Raw genomic sequence first — 18,840 nt, forward strand, 5'->3', positions numbered from 1 at the left:
GGGGTAAAAATTAGCTAAGTTGTACTAAAAGATACTACACATTAAAGTGCAAACAAAATTAGTACAGAGATAGACCTAGATGTGGAGATATTGCTTACAAAATTCAAGGTTAAAAATTTTTAGAGGTGGCTAGTCTTACCTTGGGGCTATCTATTTAGATAACTCATCTAGCTTGAATTTATATTTTCGACTGACTTTGACTTGTTCACCAGACTCAAGATCTGCCACATATTCACCATTTGAATTGGGCGTTAGGCTTTTGAGTTTACTCAAATTAATAATGGCAGAGCGATTTACCCGAGGGAACAGCGCTGCATTTAATTCTTGTTCTAATTGTTTGAGGGTTTTACGAATAATGTGTGTGCCATCTAGGGTATGAACACACATGTAGTCACCAGCGGCTTCAATCCACACTATGTTATCAAGCTTAATTCTGATCCATTGAGAGCCACTTTTCATGGAGATAGTTTGCTGTAATTCCGCAAGGGAAGCACCTTGTGATACTTCTAGGTTTTGTATAAAACCATCAATAGAATTTCCAGTTTTACGGTTTAATAATTCATTCAATTTTTGATGTTGCTTAGCTAAATCTTGGATACAAAAAGACTCAACAAGTTTATCTAAACAAGTTCCTAAGCGTTCATCTGAAAAAGGTTTCAACAAATAATCAAAGGCTTGGAACTCAAACGCGTTTAATGCAAACTCTTTAAAAGCGGTAACAAAAACTATTTTGGGAAGCGAAATGTCTGATGAGTTAAGAGTCTGTGCAAGCTCTAATCCAGTGGAGCCTGGCATTTCAATATCTAAAAATACAATATCCGGCTGTTGTTCAGTTATCACCACCAGCGCTTCATACCCTGACGCACACTCCGCAATCACTACAAACCGCGTGTCATTGGCCAAACGTAACAATAATCCCTCTCTGGCCAGAGGTTCATCATCGACTACTACGGCGTTAAACGGACCGTGTTTATAGCTCATTACGCTCGCTCTCTGGGCAAAACAATAGTTACAAAATAACCCTGCTCGCTTTTTGTTACGTCGAATTTGTGGTTGTTAGGATACAAAACTGATAGCCGGTTAATAATATTTTTCACCCCAACACCAGTATGACTAGAGGCGGTTTGTCGGGTTTCTTTGAAATCTTCTTTATATTCAATTTTATTATTCGGGCCATTGTCGTTAACTTCAATATGCAAATACCCTTCAATACATTTGGCTTTGATTTGAATTAAGCCGCCTTCAGACATCTGTGCAATGGCGTATTTAATTGAATTTTCGACTAATGGTTGTAACAACAAACTGGGCACTAATAAATTTTCTGCTTCAGGCTCCACTTCAAACTGAACAGTTAACCTGTCGTCAAAGCGCATTTTTTCTATTTCTAGGTATAACATTAAGGCTTTTAATTCTTCATACAGCCTAATTTTTTTATCGGGTTCGTTGTCCAAAGAAAAGCGCAAAAAAGTAGACAAACGAATCAACATACCATTGGCTTTTTCTTTACTTCCGCGCAGTACTAAGGTGGACACAGCATTAAGTGTATTGAACAAAAAATGTGGGTTAATTTGATAACGCAACATTTTAATTTGTGAAATGTGGGATAACTTAACAGCTTCAATATGCTGTTGTTTTTCGCTGACTAAACGATAGTGATAGTTAATCCCAAAATACAAACTACTCCAAACTAAAATCATAAAACAAGCATAACTAATAGACATAAAGAGTGTGTACCACTTAAATGTTTCTGGGACTTGGCCCATAAAAAACGCCAGAACATCAAACTTTTCGTAGAAATACCACATAGACAAAGCTTTTAAAGGTGTCCAAATCATAGACACCAGTAAACTCCCAAAGGTAATAACCACAATTAATTTTAAAGGCTCTAAATTCCAACATTTTTGATAAACATACCGAAGTGGCAAAGTAAGTGATGCGGCAAAAAAGCCAGATAACAACAAGGGGTATAAAACATCCAAGCCTAACTTGTTATAATCACGGTAAAAAAACACATTATCTATGGTAAAAATCAGTACATACACAGTCCAGCCCAAAGTATGAAACCACCAAAATGATGGTTTACTTTTGTTGGCAATAAATTCAGTGGCTGTATTTTTCATATCAGTTTTTTCATGTCCGGCTTTTCGTATCCGTCTTTTTAAATGAAAGACAAGCACGCATTAAGGTTATGTTTGGGAAAATGATCATTATGCCTCTAACCCTAAAAATTCAAATAGCTGTGCTTTATGTCCTTGACCTATTTTTACCTCGTCACCATTAGTTAAATGCAACAATGAAAAACGTCCTAATTCACTAGACAAAGAACTGATTTTAGCCACATTAACCATAGCCGAACGGTGTACCCGAATGAACTTAGTTGGATCAAGCAAAGCTTCAAGATTCGATAAGGTCTCTCTGTGCAAACACATTTTGTTTTCACAATGTAATTCTACATAGTTTGACGACCCTTTTATCCAAACTATGTCATCGACACTGACAAAATCTACTGCCCCTACAGACTTAACCGCCAGCAGTGTTTTCCTTTGGTTTTGGCTATTCTTAACTTTTTCTACTTTGTGTAACACACTTAATAAACGGCTGTTTTCATAGGGTTTTAACAAATAGTCTAAAGCTTCAACGTTAAAGGCTGTCAGTGCATGTTCGGAATAAGCCGTAGTAAACACCCAGCAACATGAGACTTGTTTATTTAACTCTGCAACTAAGTCTAAACCACAACCTCCAATAATATTGATATCCATAAAACAAACATCGGGACGATGCTTTAAAATTAATTCGCGAGCCACTGCATATTCACCGGTGCAAGCCAATACTCTCCAATTAGCTTGCTCTTGCACAAAATCTACGATTCGTTCTCGTGCAAGTTTTTCGTCTTCAATTACGATACAACGAAACATTGACTATTTTCCCTAAACTTCGATAACTTCAAATATACAACGCCCCAAACCAACAACGAACCTTTCTGAGACAAAGTGCCTGACTATAAGACGAGTCAACGTATTTCAGGACGGGACAAAACAACAGAAAAGGGCTGAGCTTTGCAGCTTCAGCCCTTTTTATCCAGGAAACAATACATGTATATAAAATATATGTATTCATCGGGTCACTACTCCGACGTTTTAAGTTTAATAGCTTGTTTACCACATTAAAGTCTATTGTGACGAACTGCTCACTTGACGGGACAAACGTCTCAATACAATTTTTTAGGCCAAACTTTGATTAAACTTTTTTATAACTTAGCCAACAAGTCTTCGTAATTAAGACTCGTTCTGTTAGCTAAAAACTTAGCATTGGTTTTAGCACCACTAGCAATCGCAAATGTCACCGGGTCGTAACCATTGCAGACTAGCCCTTTCCCAAGGGCTTTAGCACTAATACCACTGTCTTTAATTGCGCTATCTAATTTAATTCGACTGTTACTTTTTATTGCTTCACAAACCTTGACTAATTTTTGTTCTGTATATTTATCAATATATTTTGCTTGGACACCGGCCGTTAATAAAATACTTGTGCTCATTACCACACCGATCATTAATTTTTGGGTTAATTTCTTCATGACATATCACCTTGTTTTTGTGTTCGATTAGTTATCGCTTTCAAAACTAGAGTAGAGCCAAGCAGCAAAATAGTAGGTACAAAATAGATTAGTTACGGGCAAACAAGATCAAGCGACCAAATCACTTATTTAAGCGATAAGTCATCGCCCTTTAGCAGGCTTTCATCGTTAAACGAAAGGTTTTGTTACATCTGCTAAGTAATGACATTCAAAATACAAAGAAAGTGGCACAAAAAAGCCCTGTTAACAGGGCTTATCACTTTATAAAACTGAAAGTGGATTTTTAGAAAGCGTTTTCTTGATGGATTTTAATAAACAGTGGCGTGCCATACTTACTGTAATCCACTTTATATTCTTTACCGTTAATAGTTTGAACAAACAGCAAAGTCTTTTCTTCACCGAAAATATCAATACTAGTCACATCCAGCATTTCTAAATCCATGACTTTAGCTTCGCGCTTATTCTCTGGAATTCTCCCTGTAAATTCTTTAATCCCTTTATGAGTAACAAGTACAGGAGGATGATCTTCACCATTAACAACAAGCAGGTCTACCTTTCTAATTTTATGAATTATTGTATTTCGACCACTTACCAAAAAGGGTTTTTCAGTCATCTTGTTGTTCTCCAATACGTTTGTACGATATGAGGTTTATTTGGTTTACTATATAAAAGATAACAAAGTTTTTTTAGCCTTGCACTTGTTTGTTAACTTAGTGCCATTCAAAAGCATAAACAAGTGAATTAATGAGCAATATTTAAGCAATCAAACCGATTTTTAGTAATTCTTGCATTATCTTGTGTGCCAAAGTGATGACAAGCCGATAAAAACTGCTTATACTGCGCGTCGTTTTGAAGTTGAGTCATTTCTGAGTCAGCGACAAACATTTCTAAAAGTGGCCCTTTAGCTCAGTTGGTTAGAGCATACGACTCATAATCGTCAGGTCCCCTGTTCGAGTCAGGGAAGGGCCACCATTCTTTACAATACTAATAGTCATTACAACTATAGACAGTGGGTTTTCACCTAATTTTCAGTTAATGGCAGTAAACAGTTACTTTTCAATAGTTAACGCTTAAATTTAGTTTCTAGAATGACTGCAGAATTAGTTCTTTCAACACCTTCTAGGTTACCAATGTCATCTAGGATTTGACTTAATTGGTTAAGGCTTTGTGCCTGTAAAATCGCAATTAAGTCGTATTCTCCACTAATCGCGTAAAGCTCTGCTACTTCAGGTATCTTCCGCAATTCGACATTAGTACGTGCTGTAAGCTTTTGTTTAACCTTTATAGAAACGTGAGAAGAAACGAGTTTGTTTCGGTATTCACTACCGTACTGCACCACATACCCATTGATAACACCAGATTGCTCCAGCTTAGCCATACGATTTTGTATGGTGGAACGAGAAAGATTAAGCGCTCGGGCTAAATCAGACACACTGGCACGGGCATTAGAGCGCAATATCGAAAGTAGCTGTTGATCTTGTTGAGTTAGCATTTTAAATATTTATTTACCATTTTGAGTAAAGTAACGGTCAAAATGAAACATTATGTATTCAAAATAACCAAAATGACACTGCATATTGACACTAAAAATAACCATAATGCCCATTCTAATCAATCTATATGCCTAAAGACATGTTTAGGCATCACTTACGCTGTGAGGTTTCGGTTAATGCAAATGCAGGTAACAAGAGAGTTGTTTGATGATGTTATGGTGCCAAATTACGCACCATCAAAAGTTATTCCCGTTAAAGGTGAAGGTTCACGGGTATGGGATCAAGAAGGCAAAGAGTTTATTGATTTCGCTGGCGGTATCGCCGTAAATTGTTTAGGGCATTGTCATCCTGCATTAGTCCAAGCACTAACTGAACAAGGCTCAAAGCTTTGGCATCTTTCTAATGTTATGACGAACGAACCCGCTTTACGTTTAGCTAAAAAACTAACAGATGCCACCTTTGCGGAAAAAGTCTACTTTGCTAACTCTGGCGGGGAGGCGAACGAAGCTGCACTTAAACTTGCTCGACGCTGGGCAATTGATAATTATGGTGACCACAAGACACAAATTATTTCCTTCAAAAAGAGCTTTCATGGTCGGACTTTTTTTACAGTCACTGTCGGTGGTCAAGCGGCTTACTCTGACGGTTTTGGTCCAAAGCCTGGGGACGTGGTACATGCTGAATTTAATGATCTGGCTAGTTTAGAAAAGTTAATTTCAGATAATACTTGTGCAGTGATGATCGAACCCTTGCAAGGTGAAGGCGGTATCGTTCCAGCAGACCATGACTTTATGCAAGGGGTGCGCACCCTGTGTGACAAACATAAGGCCCTACTTATTTTTGATGAAGTACAAACAGGTATCGGCCGAACGGGCAATCTTTATGCGTATCAGGGCTTAGATGTTATACCGGATATTTTAACCTCTGCTAAAGCCCTAGGTGGTGGATTCCCCATTGGCGCGATGTTAACGACAACGGATATTGCCAAACATTTAAAAGTCGGGACTCATGGTTCAACCTATGGTGGAAACCCGCTAGCCTGTGCGGTTGCAGAAGCAGCTGTAGATATCATCAATACGCCAGAAACTCTTAAAGGTGTACTTGAGAAAGAGCAACTTTTTATAGCTGGCTTAGATGCAATCAATGATAAATACCAAGTGTTTTGTGAAATCAGAGGCAAAGGTTTGCTATTGGGCGCAGTCTTGAATCAAACATATCAAGGACGCTCACGAGAGTTTTTAAATGCATCTGCTGAACATGGTTTGATGAGCCTTGTAGCTGGAATTGACGTTGTGCGCTTCGCGCCTTCATTGATTATTTCTGAACAAGAAATTAAACAAGGATTACAGCGCTTTGAGAAGGCTGTGGCTCAGGTTGTTAGTGCTTAGCAGTTAGGAATAGTCCGCTATGTTGTTGATTCGTCCCATTGTTGCATCTGACTTAAATGCGCTAAAACAAATTGCTATTGAGTCTGGACATGGATTTACCTCCTTGCCTAACAATGAAACATTATTAAGTGGCAAGATTGAAAAAGCAGAGAATAGTTTCTCGTCTGATGCAAGCACACCAGGTGATCAGAGTTATCTGTTTGTACTTGAAGATACCGGCACTCATGAAGTGGTGGGTATTACTGGTATTGAAGCCTGCGTAGGCACAGCCGTGCCTTTGTATCATTATCGATTAGAAACAATTAACAACCAGTGCGCCAGTTTAGGGGTGAATAAATCCATTAACACCCTAACATTCTGCGATGATTATGCTGGCGCGTCTGAGGTGTGTACTTTATTTGTACGAGAAGAATACCGCAAACAAAAAGTTGGTCAGTTAATGTCTCGGGTTAGGTTTCTGTTTATGGCCAATCATCCTCAGCGTTTTTCTAATAAGGTCATAGCTGAAATGCGCGGAGTATCAGACTCAGAGGGAAATTCTCCCTTTTGGGCTTGGCTGGAAAAGAATTTTTTTGGCATAGATTTTCCAACTGCCGACTACCTTGTTGGTATAGGTAACAAAGGCTTTATTTCAGAGTTAATGCCTAAGCATCCAATTTACGTCAGTTTACTCAGCAAAGAAGCTCAGGCAGTCATTGGACAAGTTCACGCCAATACTAAACCGGCGTTAAGACTATTGGAAAAAGAAGGTTTTCAATTTAACAATTATGTAGATTTATTTGATGCTGGCCCCACGGTAGAAATACCTTTGCAAGACATACGCAGCATACGTGAAAGCCAAAGTTGCCAAGTACAAGTGACTAAAACAGCGGAAATTTCAAAAGTAACTGAAACAGCTCAAGCTCAACAGTCTTATTTTATATGTAATGACCAAGTCAAAAATTTCCGAGCAATCGCCTCAACCGAAGCAAGTTACGAGATTGATAATAATCTGCTGATTATTAGTCAAACGCTTGCTACCGCATTATTGCTAAAAACCGGCGACTATGTCCGCTTTTTATGCTTGTAATGCCCGCTACATATGCCTGTAAGGATGTAAAATGAACATGCAAACAAACAACACTTATCAATCGGCAAACCATAATCCAAGGTTTGTATCAATTAACCCTGCCAATGGCGAAACCATTTGGCAAGGGGAATGTGCTAGCGAAGAACAAGTCAACCAAGCTGTCAACAACGCCCGCTTGGCGTTTGAAGAGTGGCAGCACACCAGTGTTGAACAGCGAATCGAAATCATTAAACGGTTTGCTGACTTATTATCTGAAAACTGTGAAGAAATGGCCACAACCATTGCCCAAGAAACCGGAAAAGCCTTATGGGAATCTAGCACCGAAGTCTCAGCTATGATTGGAAAGGCTGCAATTTCTATAGACGCATACTATGCTCGCACCGGAAAAACTGAAAATGCCCTGCCTGGCGCTAAGGCGTATATTCGTCACAAACCCCATGGAGTGGTAGCTGTTTTTGGTCCATATAACTTCCCTGGCCATTTACCCAACGGGCATATTATTCCAGCTTTAATCGCCGGCAATAGCATAGTCTTTAAACCTTCTGATCTCACGCCCAAAGTAGCGGAATTTACTAGCCAGCTTTGGCAAAAAGCGGGCTTACCGGATGGAGTGTTAAACCTAGTTCAAGGAAAAGTCGAAACTGGCAAGTTGTTAGCCGCTCATCCCAATATCAATGGATTGTTTTTTACTGGAAGTTCAACCACAGGCCTGTCATTACATAAGCAATTTGCTGCCAAACCAGAGAAAATACTGGCACTTGAAATGGGTGGAAATAACCCATTAATTGTTAAAGGGGTGGCAGATATTAACGCTGCGGTGCACGATATTGTGCAGTCTGCATTTATTACATCTGGACAACGTTGTACCTGTACGCGCCGTTTATTTATCGAAAATTCAGCTAATGGTGATGCCATACTTAACAAACTGATTGAGGTCACTAACAAGATCAAAGTAGACGATCCCTTTAGTCAAGATCAACCATTTTTTGGCTCTATGATATCAGCCTCTGCTGCTCACCATATGCTTGATGCACAACAACAAATTAAAGCATTAGGGGGACAGGTTTTAGTTGAACTTAAACACCTACAAGAAGGTACTGGATTTGTATCACCAGGTATTATTGATGTGACACAGGCGTCACCCTTACCAGATACAGAACATTTTGGACCTTTATTAAAAGTGTATCGATACACTGATTTTAATACTGCAATAACTGAAGCTAACAATACTTCTTTTGGCTTGTCTGCAGGACTTTTGGCTGACAAACAAGATGACTACTCAGTGTTTTTTGCCAATATTCAGGCAGGCATTGTTAACTGGAACAAACCCACAACAGGGGCTTCAAGTGCAGCACCGTTTGGTGGCATTGGCGCCAGTGGTAACCACAGAGCAAGCGCTTACTATGCTGCAGATTATTGTGCATACCCAGTGGCGTCAGTTGAGGCAGAAAATGTCAGTTTGCCAGAAAAGTTATCTCCTGGACTTGTTATCTAACCCCTATTAAGAGGATTACCACTATGCACAACAATGTTAACGAATTATTTAGTAACCTTTGGCAGAACTATTTAGCCGTCACACCTTCTGCCGAAAAAATTCATAAAATATTAGGCTCAACCCAGAGTAATGACATTATCAACGATCATATTGCTCTACGTACCTTTAATACTAGTCATGTTGGATTGGATGTACTGGCTGCACATTTTAAAAATCTAAATTATAAAGAGTGTGGTGAATACCATTTCGCCTCAAAAAACTTGTACTCAAAACACTTTGAGCACGAAGATCCTACTTTGCCAAAAGTTTTCATTTCAGAGCTACTCACAGAAAAATTCTCCCCTGAACTACAAAAAATTGTGCGTGATATCACTGCAGACATTAACGATTCAGTGACCTCAGCGGACAACTTTCTATACTCAGGAACCCACTGGGACATCAGTTACCTAACCTATCAAAAGCTTCTTAAAGAATCAGAGTTTGCTGCTTGGGTCGCCGCTTGGGGATATCGCGCCAATCATTTTACTGTGAGTAACAACCATCTGCACAATTTCGATAGTATTGAAGAAATTAATCAAACCCTAAAAAACAATGGTTTTGAATTGAATGGTGCTGGCGGTGAGATTAAAGGTTCACCACAAGAAATGTTAGAGCAATCCTCAACATTAGCCGATCTGCATCCGATAATATTTAGTGATGGCGTAAAAAACATACCTAGTTGCTTCTATGAGTTTGCCAAACGTTACCCCAAACCTGACGGTAATATGTTTACTGGGTTTGTTACTCAGTCAGCGGACAAAATATTTGAAAGTACAAATGTGCGATAGGAAGTAGCTAGAACCTGTTAATTACGCTTAATCGTTAGTAGCATAAGGCTATACAACCAAAATATCTAAGTTAATTTTAAGACATGAATAAAGATACTCCTCAATCTATCAGGCAACAAATTCGAAATGGAGATTTAACCACTCCAACCTCTGGTTATGCGCCGGGATTTGTACAATGTAATTTAGTTATTTTGCCTAAAACCTATGCGCAGGATTTTGCAAAATTTTGCCAGTTAAACCCTAGGTCATGCCCACTTATCGCTATGAGTGAGAGACCGGGAGATTTTTCTCTAAAAACTTTGGGAGAGAACATAGATATTCGCAGCGACATCCCTCTCTATCGGATTTACAAGCAAGGACAGTTAGTTGGCGAGTCGAATGACATTACGCATATTTGGCAAGACGATTTTGTGGCCTTTTTACTTGGCTGTTCTTTTTCCTTTGAAGAAGCCCTAATAGCCGAAGGTATAGAAATTAGAAATATTACCGAAGGCAAAAACGTGCCCATGTACAAAACCAATATCCAGAGTAAATCAGTGAATGGTTTCGCCGGTAATATGGTGGTCAGTATGCGCCCTATGCTTGCTGAAGATGCACAAAAATCTGTCACAATTTGCCAACAATTTCCTCAAGTACATGGCGCACCTATTCATATTGGCGCTCCCCAAGAGTTAGGAGTCCTAGATATTAATCAGCCTGACTTTGGTGATGCTGTGACCATAAAAGACAATGAAGTGCCTGTATTTTGGGCTTGTGGTGTGACGCCTCAAGTCGCTATTGAAAATGCACAACCAGACATTTGTATTACCCACAGTCCGGGGCATATGTTGATCACAGATATTCCCAATAGCCAGTTAAGAAATAGTGAAGAAGTATAATGAAACTCAATTGTGATTTAGGTGAAAGTTATGGCATGTGGCAATTAGGCCAAGATGAATTGGTTATGCCACATATAGATATGGCTAATATTGCTTGTGGATTTCACGCTGGTGACCCGCATATAATCAATAAAACCTTAGCATTAGCCAAACAACATAATACTATGGTCGGTGCTCATCCTAGCTACCCCGATACCTTAGGGTTTGGTCGACGCTCAATGAAATGCTCGCAAGCTGAAATCATCGATTTAATGCTTTATCAAATTGCCGCTTTGGATGGCATGGCTCAAAGCCAAGGACTGACACTAAGCTACGTAAAACCCCATGGTGCGTTATACAACGACATGATGGCTGACAGCCAGGTATTTACAGCTATTTTACACGCAATGCAACAGTATTACCGGCCATTAAAGTTAATGATCCTTGCCGGTAGTAACGCCCAAAAATACCAAAACACAGCACAAGAGTTTGGGGTGGAATTATTGCTAGAAGCCTTTGCTGATCGCAGATACACCGAATCTGGATCGTTAACACCGCGCTCTCAATCCGGGGCAGTACTCGATAAAGTTGCCACTCTGGCACAGGTAAAAACCCTAATATCTAGCGGGCAAGTCGTAACTGATACGGGTAAAGCAATTAACTTAGATGCAGACACAATTTGTGTGCATGGTGACAATGTTGAAGCGGTTAATCTCGTAAAAGAAATTAAAGATCTGTGTCAAGAAGCAATATGTCAAGAAACAATATGTCGATAACCACGTCAATCACCACAGCCCAGCCTACTATCGAAATAGCCGGTGAAAACGCACTAATTATCTACCTTGACGATACCTGTTTAGTCAAAACCAGTAGTAAAATTGCGCAATTAAAAACTCTATTATCTGAAAAGTTAGCGGATAAGCTGATTGAGCAAATTCCATCCTACAACTCACTTTTAGTCGTGTTTGACCTGTATAAAATCGATTACTTTGCCATAAGAAAAACCATCAAAGAGCAGCTTTTATTACTTGCTTCGGCTCATCAAACCAAGTGTAAGACAATCGAACTTCCGGTTTTTTATTCAGAGAAAAGTGGGCCCGATTTAGCCCTTTGTGCCAAAAAAGCCAACTTATCTATTGATGAGGTGATACATATCCATCAAGCACAAAGTTATCAAATATTTGCTTTAGGGTTTGCGCCAGGATTCGCCTTTTTGGGTGAGGTGGATGAGCGTATAGCCATGCCTAGGTTGGCAACTCCAAGAAAAAAAGTACCTAAGGGCGCAGTTGGCATTGCAGATCAACAAACCGCGGTATACCCAGCTAGCTCTCCTGGAGGCTGGAATCTAATAGGTTTATGCCCTACTCCATTGTTTGATCCTGATAACGCACCTCATATGCCGTTTTCTGTTGGTGATAGAGTCAAATTTAAACCTATCACAGAGCAAGAGTTTACAGCCTTAGGGGGCAAACTATGAAGGTAAAATCTAAGCCAAGTTTTACTGTCATCAGCCCAGGTATGTTAACTACAATTCAAGATTGCGGCAGATTTAGGCAAGCTCACCTAGGTATTACTACAGGGGGTGCAGCAGATAACAATGCTTTTATGTGTGCCAACCAACTGCTGAAAAACTCAGAAGATGCCCCTGCATTAGAAATAAACTTCGGTGGTTTGCAACTCATTGCAAATAGCGCAACTACCATTGCCATCACAGGTGCACAGGCCCCCATTAGCATCAATGGTGAAGTGAAAGCTAACTGGCAGTGCCACCATCTTAATAAAAACGACAAACTAGACATTGGCTTTGCGACCAGTGGTTGCAGGATCTACCTAGCCGTAAGTGGTGGTTTTATTGTGCCCAGCCAATTTGGTAGTACATCAACTGTTATCAGAGAAAAGTTAGGAGGCTTTGATGGAGGAGCAATTAAAACTGGGCAAATATTACCTATCGGCCAAACTGAAAAAATCCCGTTGAATAAAATTAATAGCCACTACATTCCTAAATATTCAAACCAATTAAATTTACGGGTGATCACGGGCTATCAAATATCGTCATTCAGTCGCCAGCAAGTTAATAAATTTTTTGCCAGTGAGTATCAAGTTAGCTCACAAAGTGATCGTATGGGTTATAGGCTCACCGGCCCCAAAATCACTTCAGAAATATCAAGTATGTATTCGGAAGGAATTTGCCAAGGTGCCATTCAGATACCACCTGATGGTCAACCCATAGTTTTAGCCAATGATCGACAAACCATAGGCGGTTATCCTAAGTTGGGCTCAGTATTATCCATAGATTTAAACAACCTGATGCAAAGTCCCCAAGGCACAAAAATACACTTTGAACCTATTTCTATTCATTGTGCCCATACGCTACTGCACTTAGCCAAAGCTAAATTGACTAACGTACCGCTTATTCAAGGAATGAGTTAAATGATTACCGGTAACCACTACCTAACAATCAGTCAAAAAATTGAAGATTTATTAGTACAACGTAACCTTCGCGGCATGCAAGATGTGCAATATGCGCTTAGACCTGGCTATTATTTACGGGCTGCTAAACAACTTATGGCTTGTAAAGAGACCATAATTATTGGCACTGGATTTCCGGTTGCTGACACTTTCGAAACTGATGGCCCAGTGGGTGCCATTGCACTTTATCATGTACTTGTGTCGTTAGGTAAAAAGCCAATATTAGTCTGTGGTGATCCTTTGTATAACGCCATTAAAAATGACTATGACTGTGTTTTATTGCCCATAAATGATCTTAACAATGCGCCAGAGTTCGCCAAACAAGCTTTAAAACAACTTTCGCCAGATCTGATTATTTCAATCGAAAGGCCTGGGCTAAGTGAGCAAAATGGCTACTTTAATATGCGCGGTGAAAATATTTCCAGCAAGTGTGCGAGTTTTGATTACTTTTTAGAATTAGCTATTTGTCCAACAATCGCCATTGGTGATGGCGGCAATGAGATTGGCATGGGCAATATTGCCCAAGCTATAAAAACACTTGATATCGTGCCATCTAAAACACAGTGTGATGAGTTACTGATTGCCGATGTCTCAAATTGGGCAGCTTATGGCCTGATCGCGTTTTTATCCATTTGGCATGAACGCAATTTATTTTCCACATTCAAGCCTACTAAGATCCTAACTTACTTATCTAAGTTAGGCAGTGTGGATGGCGTAACTCGACTAAATGAGCTTACTGAAGACAGTTTATGTGTCAGCCAAGGTGAGCAATTAATTGCTGAATTTGAACAACTTTGTGAATTAATCTAGAGAAATATATGAGTACAGTTTATTTAAACAACCAATTTATACCCAGCGATGAAGCACGAATATCGCCTATGGATAGGGGCTTTTTGTTTGGCGAGGGTATTTATGAAGTGATCCCTAGTTATGACGGTCAGTTTATTGGCTTGCAGCAACACCTAGATCGTTTACTTGATGGTTTAAACGCGTTGGCAATATCAGCACCTTTAAATAATCAGCAGTGGATTGATTTATGCAAAAAGTTACTGGCTTCCAACCAAGGCCAGGATTTAGCCGTGTATATCCAGGTAACCCGTGGCAGTGGCCCCACTCGTCAGCATGCCTACCCAGAAAATAGTACACCCACAGTATTTGCCTTCGCCTTTGAAATTCCAGCACAACCTATTGCAGATAAAAATAGCGCTGTGACCTATAAAGTATCTAGTCAACAAGACTTGAGATGGAAACGATGCCAAATTAAATCCACCTCCTTGTTAGGTAATGTATTGCACTATCAACAAGGCATTGATGAAGGTAACAAAGAAACCATTTTGTTTAACACTAAAGATGAATTGACCGAAGCAAGCTCCAGCAATGTTTTTATTGTGAAAGGCAATACCATTATGACTCCGCCGCTAGATAATCAAATATTACCTGGTATCACCCGGCATATTTTATTGGCTGTTCTCAGAGAACATAGCCAATTCAACATCGAAGAAAGAGTGATTTCATACCAAGAAGTCATAAACGCTGACGAAGTCTGGTTAACCAGCTCGACCAAAGAAATCGCTCCTGTGATACAACTAGGCGAGCACACCATAGCTTCGGGAGAAGTTGGCGATGTATGGTTACATGCACAAACCCTGTTTTCTAAATACAAATACCAATATTAACGTGATTAAATCCCTTGCTTAGGCAAGGGATTATTTTAACGCCTTTTAACTTGGCTTAGGGTTATTGCTGAGCCCGCTTAAAGTCGGCAATGGATGTTTTTAAAATTTTTGTCTTGGCGGTTTTATCCGGCAGCGATGCTGCTAACGCTTCAAACTTAGCAATGTTTTGCTTTGTCAAAATATGCCTCACTTCTTTAGCCACGGTGCGTGACACATAAAAACTCCCCGTTTTTAATGTTTGCACAAGCATATCTTCGTAGTCTTTTTGCTGCTGTGGGTAATTGGCTAACACAGGCATGGCTTTTGCCATGACTTTACTGTCGTAACTGTCACTTAGTGCAGAAATTAAAATTTCAGCATTCTTCTCATTTTTAGGTTGTTTTGCCAACATATCGATGGCCTGCATTTGCACACGCCCCAAGGGGCTAGTTAAATACTTGCCTGTGATATCAGATAGAGTCGAATCAAATACTTGGTGTGCTTGATGCATTTCTTGCAGTTGTTTTAACGCCTGTACAAACATGGCTTCTTGTTGAAACATATTCTGTTTAGGATCTTGTTCATCACCGGGACACAAACCATTGTTCTCACAGTCTTGAATTTCTGTCAGCTTAGTTAATAGTATTTGCCGTGCTTGTATAAACTCTACACTGGCTTCAACTTTTGCTGCAACAGGTGTTTGACTGACCTGTTGTGCTGTTTGATTAGGTTTATTTTGCTCAGTAGCGTTACTTTGAGAAGGCTTTTTTTGAGAAGCTTTTGTTTGAGCATGCTCTGTTGGAGAATTGCCCGGGCCTGAAACAGAAGTAGCCGCAGTTTTAACCAACTCTTTATGCTGAAACCACTGAAGGTAAACACCCAGAGCAAAGAGAGCCAATATACAGAGTAAAACTATTTTTCTAAGCATAATGAATTACCCCTTTCTTTTGCTTTCTCCAATAACAAAACGTAACCAATAATATTAATGAAAATAGATGCACACTGCCCCCACTCTTTGATGAGGGTTTATCGACAACTGGTACTTGGGGTGCTTCAGGTGCAGGTTCGCTAGGCAGTGTAAAGGAAATATTGTCTGATAGGTTACTTTCTGGCAGCAGATTTCCAGCATGAATAACCCCTGTTAGGCCATTATTAGTGACATGATAATAAACTTGGTTATTTAGGCCTTGAATACTGATGTCGTCAACAGTCAACTGAGTATTATTAGCAAGAGTTGTCAGAGTACTTGCGCCATCTTCGGTTGATGTCAATAATGCTAAACCACTTTCATTAGCTGCGTAAACTGTATCACCTGTCTGTGCGATAACTTTGTTTTCATCAACCAAGTCACTGCTTTCACCTTGATAGGCCCAAGCCTGCCACGTATCGTAGTCTCCAGCAAACACATAGCCTACAGTGCTGTTATGTTTAATTTTGTAATACCTTTCTTGGACGGGTGCTAACGCGACGACTAGATCTAAGATCTGATATGCAGTGCCGGTAACACTATCCTCGTTGGTATCTGTGCCAGCGGGAGTCTTACGAATATTAATATCTTTATCTGTGATAATGATATCTCCCACCGAAAAACCGTATTGTAAATTAGCCATACATTGATGGCGATCGTAGATTGTCTTTGGATAAAGCTGGCTTTGTGGCTCAGTTAAGGTAATCGCTTTGGCAATAGCAATACGTTCAAACATAGCACTTAAACACACAGCATCTTGCTCTTGTGCAATACAGTGAAATTTGCCTTGTTCTAACACACAGGTTTCACCAGTGCTTAATGTTAAAAAGTTATATCGCCAAATATCCTCATCTGTATTTTGATTATACTCGGGTGCTTGATAGTCAGGTAAACAAAACTCTACTCCTTCCATCAAACACTCTACATCAATTTCAGTGGGTAATTCAGCTTGGGTTATATAAAGTTGCCAACTTGCAGCTTGAAACTTGTTATAGAACCCCTCATCTTGCCATACCGGCTCATTTGCCCAGCGACAAATTCTAGTCGGGCCACCATTATAAGCTGCATAGGCAGCTTGGGTTCTTTCACTCCAGTTATTGGCCGCTGATACACAAGATGCTTGCTCTGCGTTCTGCCATTCAGAATAAAAAATTTCCATGGCGTATATCATGTTTTCAAATATCTGCCAGCCTTTGCCTTGATTAATTTCGCTGAAATGCCAACGGTCATCGACTTGCATCATGCCATGCCCATGCCCACTGTCACCGCGCATCATCTTAGTTTTGTTATCTACTATTGAGTGGAAATAATGACTCCAAAAAGTCTCTTGATTGGCCACGGTTTTTATGGCGTAGACCCAAGCAGCTACTTCTTCATCTGAGGCATCAGGCTTACGTACAGATAAATAATATTCTGCAGCCACTTTGATGACTGCGTTCAATTCGTTCATGTAGCGATTTCTTTCCGTCACTAGATCCTGACCACTATCGAAAATAACTTGGCTTAGGTAATCATCCACAAACTTAGGATCACCAAATGGATCAATATCACAGTAAGAAGGGGCTGTACCAAAATTCCAACTGGTGTTTTGGGTGGTTTTTCCTGCGCATAGGTAGTAGTTTTCAGTATCATTTGGCGCAGCTTGAGCTTTGATAAATGGCAACACACATAAAAGTAAAAGCAACAACTTGAGCATTTTTCCTCCTTATATATAAAAAAATATAAAAATATATAAAACTTATTTCTTAAACATAGGTATCAGACTTTAAAAATAATTTGCTTTTGATACAGCTTATAAAACACCAAATAACAAGCAGCACAGAAACATAAGGCGAACACCAACGAGCCAAAAGTAGGGGATATTATTTGGCTAAAATAATCCCGATATAACATGCCCTTAAGACTCGTTTCACCTACGGGTATCATTAATAAAGCTCGAGCAAATAATCCTGAAAACACAAAAAAACCAATGGCATTTACCCCAAACACCACAAAGGGTGCACTCCATTTTTTATAACCTTTAATATCCAGTAGCCAGATTAAGCCTGCTAATATGGCGCTTGCCCATCCAGAAGAAACCAATACAAAACTGGAAGTCCATAGCTGTTTATTAATTGGCACTACTAAGCTAATTAAATAACCAATCAGTAACATGGCAATACCATAAATAAGTAGTTGTTTGGCTTTATCAGCTGTTTGCAAAGATTGGTTAGTTAAAATGTTTGCCGCAAATACGCCAGTAAGTGCAGAGGCAACAGTTGGAACAGTGCTTAATACCCCTTCAGGGTCAAATGCGAAGGGTTGCGCAGTTTTGTAATATAGGTGCTGACTGCCAAGTATAAGATTATCAAGCCAAGCGGCTAAGCTATTACCATAAGCTAATTCGCCCATATAGGTATTGCCCACACTGTCTTGATAGGGAACAAATGCACTTATCGCCCAGTAGCCACTTAAAATGCTGACTAAAATATATTTTTGGGTTTTGCTGCTGACATAAAAAGCGATGTAATAAGCAATAACATAAACAATCGCTAAGCGTTGTAATACACCGAAGAATCTTATTTTATAGAGCCTATCCTCAACCCAACTAAATGTTTCGCTTTGAAAATTTATATAAAACAGAAATAAGAATAAGCCCAACCCGAAAAGTTTTAAGGTCCGAGTCCATACTTTTAAATGTTGTAATGGCTGGGTTTTAGCTCGATTAATGACGAGCCCTATGGAAATGCCCATCATAAAAACGAAAAACGGAAACACCAGATCAGTGGGCGTAAGGCCATGCCAATGGGCATGTTTTAAAGGTGCGTAAATGTTTGCCCAACTGCCAGGGTTGTTGACTAACACCATAGCGGTAATAGTCATCCCTCTTAATACATCAAGGGCTAACAACCGACTCTTAGAGCAACGAGACAACACACGCTCTGCATGAGCATTCAATAGTTTAATCAAGCTAATTCCCTCAATTGCTTACTCGCATATACACGCACAAATTTTTCTTTGGGGAAGCCACTTTACTGGCTAGCCAAAGATTTTATAAAACATGGAT

Annotated in this window: 19 protein-coding genes and 1 tRNA gene; 11 read left to right on the forward strand and 9 right to left on the reverse strand. The window is 39.7% G+C overall.

Features of this window, described 5'->3' with window-relative positions:
• Positions 1 to 150 precede the first annotated feature (150 nt).
• The 5 genes from L0668_RS06670 to L0668_RS06690 all read right to left on the reverse strand — a co-directional run bounded on the left by L0668_RS06670 (position 151) and on the right by L0668_RS06690 (position 4,187).
• The gene (locus L0668_RS06670; protein ID WP_235311317.1) at positions 151 to 981 is read right to left on the reverse strand and encodes a LytR/AlgR family response regulator transcription factor; all 831 of its coding nucleotides are present in this window, start codon (positions 979 to 981) and stop codon (positions 151 to 153) included.
• Positions 981 to 2,120 (reverse strand): sensor histidine kinase, encoded by a 1,140-nt coding sequence (locus L0668_RS06675; protein ID WP_235311318.1) that lies wholly within the window; start codon positions 2,118 to 2,120, stop codon positions 981 to 983. The genes L0668_RS06670 and L0668_RS06675 overlap by 1 nt, the downstream gene beginning before the upstream one ends.
• 87 nt (positions 2,121 to 2,207) lie before the next feature.
• Positions 2,208 to 2,915 carry a LytR/AlgR family response regulator transcription factor gene (locus tag L0668_RS06680; RefSeq protein WP_235311319.1) on the reverse strand — a complete coding sequence of 236 codons (708 nt, stop codon included), beginning with the start codon at positions 2,913 to 2,915 and terminating at the stop codon, positions 2,208 to 2,210.
• Positions 2,916 to 3,247: 332 nt separating this feature from the next.
• Positions 3,248 to 3,574, reverse strand: coding sequence for a DUF3718 domain-containing protein (locus L0668_RS06685; RefSeq protein WP_235311320.1), 327 nt, complete (start codon positions 3,572 to 3,574; stop codon positions 3,248 to 3,250).
• Between the two features lie 283 nt (positions 3,575 to 3,857).
• A complete protein-coding gene (locus L0668_RS06690; protein ID WP_235311321.1) occupies positions 3,858 to 4,187 on the reverse strand; it encodes a hypothetical protein in 330 nt (109 codons plus the stop codon).
• 282 nt (positions 4,188 to 4,469) lie between these two features.
• Here L0668_RS06690 and L0668_RS06695 point away from each other — a divergent pair.
• Positions 4,470 to 4,546, forward strand: a tRNA-Ile gene (locus L0668_RS06695).
• A gap of 91 nt (positions 4,547 to 4,637) precedes the next feature.
• On the opposite strand, the gene L0668_RS06700 is transcribed toward L0668_RS06695, so the two are convergent.
• The gene (locus L0668_RS06700; RefSeq protein ID WP_235311322.1) at positions 4,638 to 5,066 is read right to left on the reverse strand and encodes an Lrp/AsnC family transcriptional regulator; all 429 of its coding nucleotides are present in this window, start codon (positions 5,064 to 5,066) and stop codon (positions 4,638 to 4,640) included.
• A 183-nt stretch (positions 5,067 to 5,249) separates the two neighbouring features.
• On the opposite strand from L0668_RS06700, the gene L0668_RS06705 reads away from it, so the two are divergent.
• From L0668_RS06705 to L0668_RS06750, 10 genes are all read left to right on the forward strand, one after another.
• Positions 5,250 to 6,455, forward strand: coding sequence for an aspartate aminotransferase family protein (locus L0668_RS06705; protein WP_235311695.1), 1,206 nt, complete (start codon positions 5,250 to 5,252; stop codon positions 6,453 to 6,455).
• Positions 6,456 to 6,474: 19 nt separating this feature from the next.
• Positions 6,475 to 7,524: an arginine N-succinyltransferase gene (gene astA, locus L0668_RS06710; RefSeq protein WP_235311323.1), complete on the forward strand. Its 1,050-nt coding sequence runs from the start codon at positions 6,475 to 6,477 to the stop codon at positions 7,522 to 7,524.
• 31 nt (positions 7,525 to 7,555) lie between these two features.
• Positions 7,556 to 9,019, forward strand: coding sequence for a succinylglutamate-semialdehyde dehydrogenase (gene astD, locus L0668_RS06715; RefSeq protein WP_235311324.1), 1,464 nt, complete (start codon positions 7,556 to 7,558; stop codon positions 9,017 to 9,019).
• 23 nt (positions 9,020 to 9,042) lie between these two features.
• Positions 9,043 to 9,846, forward strand: a complete 804-nt coding sequence (locus tag L0668_RS06720) for a DUF1338 domain-containing protein (protein ID WP_235311325.1) — start codon at positions 9,043 to 9,045, stop codon at positions 9,844 to 9,846.
• Between the two features lie 83 nt (positions 9,847 to 9,929).
• Entirely contained in the window at positions 9,930 to 10,724 is a 795-nt protein-coding gene (locus tag L0668_RS06725; protein ID WP_235311326.1) for a putative hydro-lyase, read from the forward strand.
• Positions 10,724 to 11,479: a 5-oxoprolinase subunit PxpA gene (locus tag L0668_RS06730; RefSeq protein WP_235311327.1), complete on the forward strand. Its 756-nt coding sequence runs from the start codon at positions 10,724 to 10,726 to the stop codon at positions 11,477 to 11,479. The genes L0668_RS06725 and L0668_RS06730 overlap by 1 nt, the downstream gene beginning before the upstream one ends.
• Entirely contained in the window at positions 11,470 to 12,180 is a 711-nt protein-coding gene (gene pxpB, locus L0668_RS06735; protein WP_235311328.1) for a 5-oxoprolinase subunit PxpB, read from the forward strand. Before L0668_RS06730 ends, pxpB begins: the two co-directional genes overlap by 10 nt.
• The gene (locus tag L0668_RS06740; protein ID WP_235311329.1) at positions 12,177 to 13,133 is read left to right on the forward strand and encodes a 5-oxoprolinase subunit C family protein; all 957 of its coding nucleotides are present in this window, start codon (positions 12,177 to 12,179) and stop codon (positions 13,131 to 13,133) included. The genes pxpB and L0668_RS06740 overlap by 4 nt, the downstream gene beginning before the upstream one ends.
• Positions 13,134 to 13,982 (forward strand): DUF4392 domain-containing protein, encoded by an 849-nt coding sequence (locus L0668_RS06745; protein WP_235311330.1) that lies wholly within the window; start codon positions 13,134 to 13,136, stop codon positions 13,980 to 13,982.
• Between the two features lie 8 nt (positions 13,983 to 13,990).
• Entirely contained in the window at positions 13,991 to 14,848 is an 858-nt protein-coding gene (locus L0668_RS06750) for an aminotransferase class IV (RefSeq protein WP_235311331.1), read from the forward strand.
• 61 nt (positions 14,849 to 14,909) lie between these two features.
• Here L0668_RS06750 and L0668_RS06755 read toward each other — a convergent pair whose 3' ends face one another.
• The 3 genes from L0668_RS06755 to L0668_RS06765 form a co-directional block, all read right to left on the reverse strand.
• A complete protein-coding gene (locus L0668_RS06755; protein ID WP_235311332.1) occupies positions 14,910 to 15,755 on the reverse strand; it encodes a hypothetical protein in 846 nt (281 codons plus the stop codon).
• Complete coding sequence (locus L0668_RS06760) at positions 15,748 to 17,490, reverse strand: lysozyme family protein (protein WP_235311333.1); 1,743 nt, start codon at positions 17,488 to 17,490, stop codon at positions 15,748 to 15,750. Before L0668_RS06760 ends, L0668_RS06755 begins: the two co-directional genes overlap by 8 nt.
• A 62-nt stretch (positions 17,491 to 17,552) precedes the next feature.
• Positions 17,553 to 18,743 carry an acyltransferase family protein gene (locus L0668_RS06765; RefSeq protein ID WP_235311334.1) on the reverse strand — a complete coding sequence of 397 codons (1,191 nt, stop codon included), beginning with the start codon at positions 18,741 to 18,743 and terminating at the stop codon, positions 17,553 to 17,555.
• Positions 18,744 to 18,840: the final 97 nt, after the last annotated feature.

It is taken from the genome of Paraglaciecola algarum, assembly GCF_021532655.1.
GTDB lineage: Bacteria > Pseudomonadota > Gammaproteobacteria > Enterobacterales > Alteromonadaceae > Paraglaciecola > Paraglaciecola algarum.

Excerpts from the sequence above, each read along its gene's own strand:
- L0668_RS06690 (WP_235311321.1), bottom strand. The coding sequence starts at position 4,187 with ATGACTGAAAAACCCTTTTTGGTAAGTGGTCGAAATACAATAATTCAT.
- astA (WP_235311323.1), top strand. The coding sequence starts at position 6,475 with ATGTTGTTGATTCGTCCCATTGTTGCATCTGACTTAAATGCGCTAAAA.
- L0668_RS06750 (WP_235311331.1), top strand. The coding sequence starts at position 13,991 with ATGAGTACAGTTTATTTAAACAACCAATTTATACCCAGCGATGAAGCA.
- L0668_RS06730 (WP_235311327.1), top strand. The coding sequence starts at position 10,724 with ATGAAACTCAATTGTGATTTAGGTGAAAGTTATGGCATGTGGCAATTA.
- L0668_RS06755 (WP_235311332.1), bottom strand. The coding sequence starts at position 15,755 with ATGCTTAGAAAAATAGTTTTACTCTGTATATTGGCTCTCTTTGCTCTG.
- L0668_RS06760 (WP_235311333.1), bottom strand. The coding sequence starts at position 17,490 with ATGCTCAAGTTGTTGCTTTTACTTTTATGTGTGTTGCCATTTATCAAA.
- L0668_RS06670 (WP_235311317.1), bottom strand. The coding sequence starts at position 981 with ATGAGCTATAAACACGGTCCGTTTAACGCCGTAGTAGTCGATGATGAA.
- pxpB (WP_235311328.1), top strand. The coding sequence starts at position 11,470 with ATGTCGATAACCACGTCAATCACCACAGCCCAGCCTACTATCGAAATA.
- astD (WP_235311324.1), top strand. The coding sequence starts at position 7,556 with ATGAACATGCAAACAAACAACACTTATCAATCGGCAAACCATAATCCA.
- L0668_RS06685 (WP_235311320.1), bottom strand. The coding sequence starts at position 3,574 with ATGAAGAAATTAACCCAAAAATTAATGATCGGTGTGGTAATGAGCACA.
- L0668_RS06745 (WP_235311330.1), top strand. The coding sequence starts at position 13,134 with ATGATTACCGGTAACCACTACCTAACAATCAGTCAAAAAATTGAAGAT.
- L0668_RS06740 (WP_235311329.1), top strand. The coding sequence starts at position 12,177 with ATGAAGGTAAAATCTAAGCCAAGTTTTACTGTCATCAGCCCAGGTATG.
- L0668_RS06705 (WP_235311695.1), top strand. The coding sequence starts at position 5,250 with ATGCAGGTAACAAGAGAGTTGTTTGATGATGTTATGGTGCCAAATTAC.
- L0668_RS06720 (WP_235311325.1), top strand. The coding sequence starts at position 9,043 with ATGCACAACAATGTTAACGAATTATTTAGTAACCTTTGGCAGAACTAT.
- L0668_RS06700 (WP_235311322.1), bottom strand. The coding sequence starts at position 5,066 with ATGCTAACTCAACAAGATCAACAGCTACTTTCGATATTGCGCTCTAAT.
- L0668_RS06725 (WP_235311326.1), top strand. The coding sequence starts at position 9,930 with ATGAATAAAGATACTCCTCAATCTATCAGGCAACAAATTCGAAATGGA.
- L0668_RS06680 (WP_235311319.1), bottom strand. The coding sequence starts at position 2,915 with ATGTTTCGTTGTATCGTAATTGAAGACGAAAAACTTGCACGAGAACGA.
- L0668_RS06675 (WP_235311318.1), bottom strand. The coding sequence starts at position 2,120 with ATGAAAAATACAGCCACTGAATTTATTGCCAACAAAAGTAAACCATCA.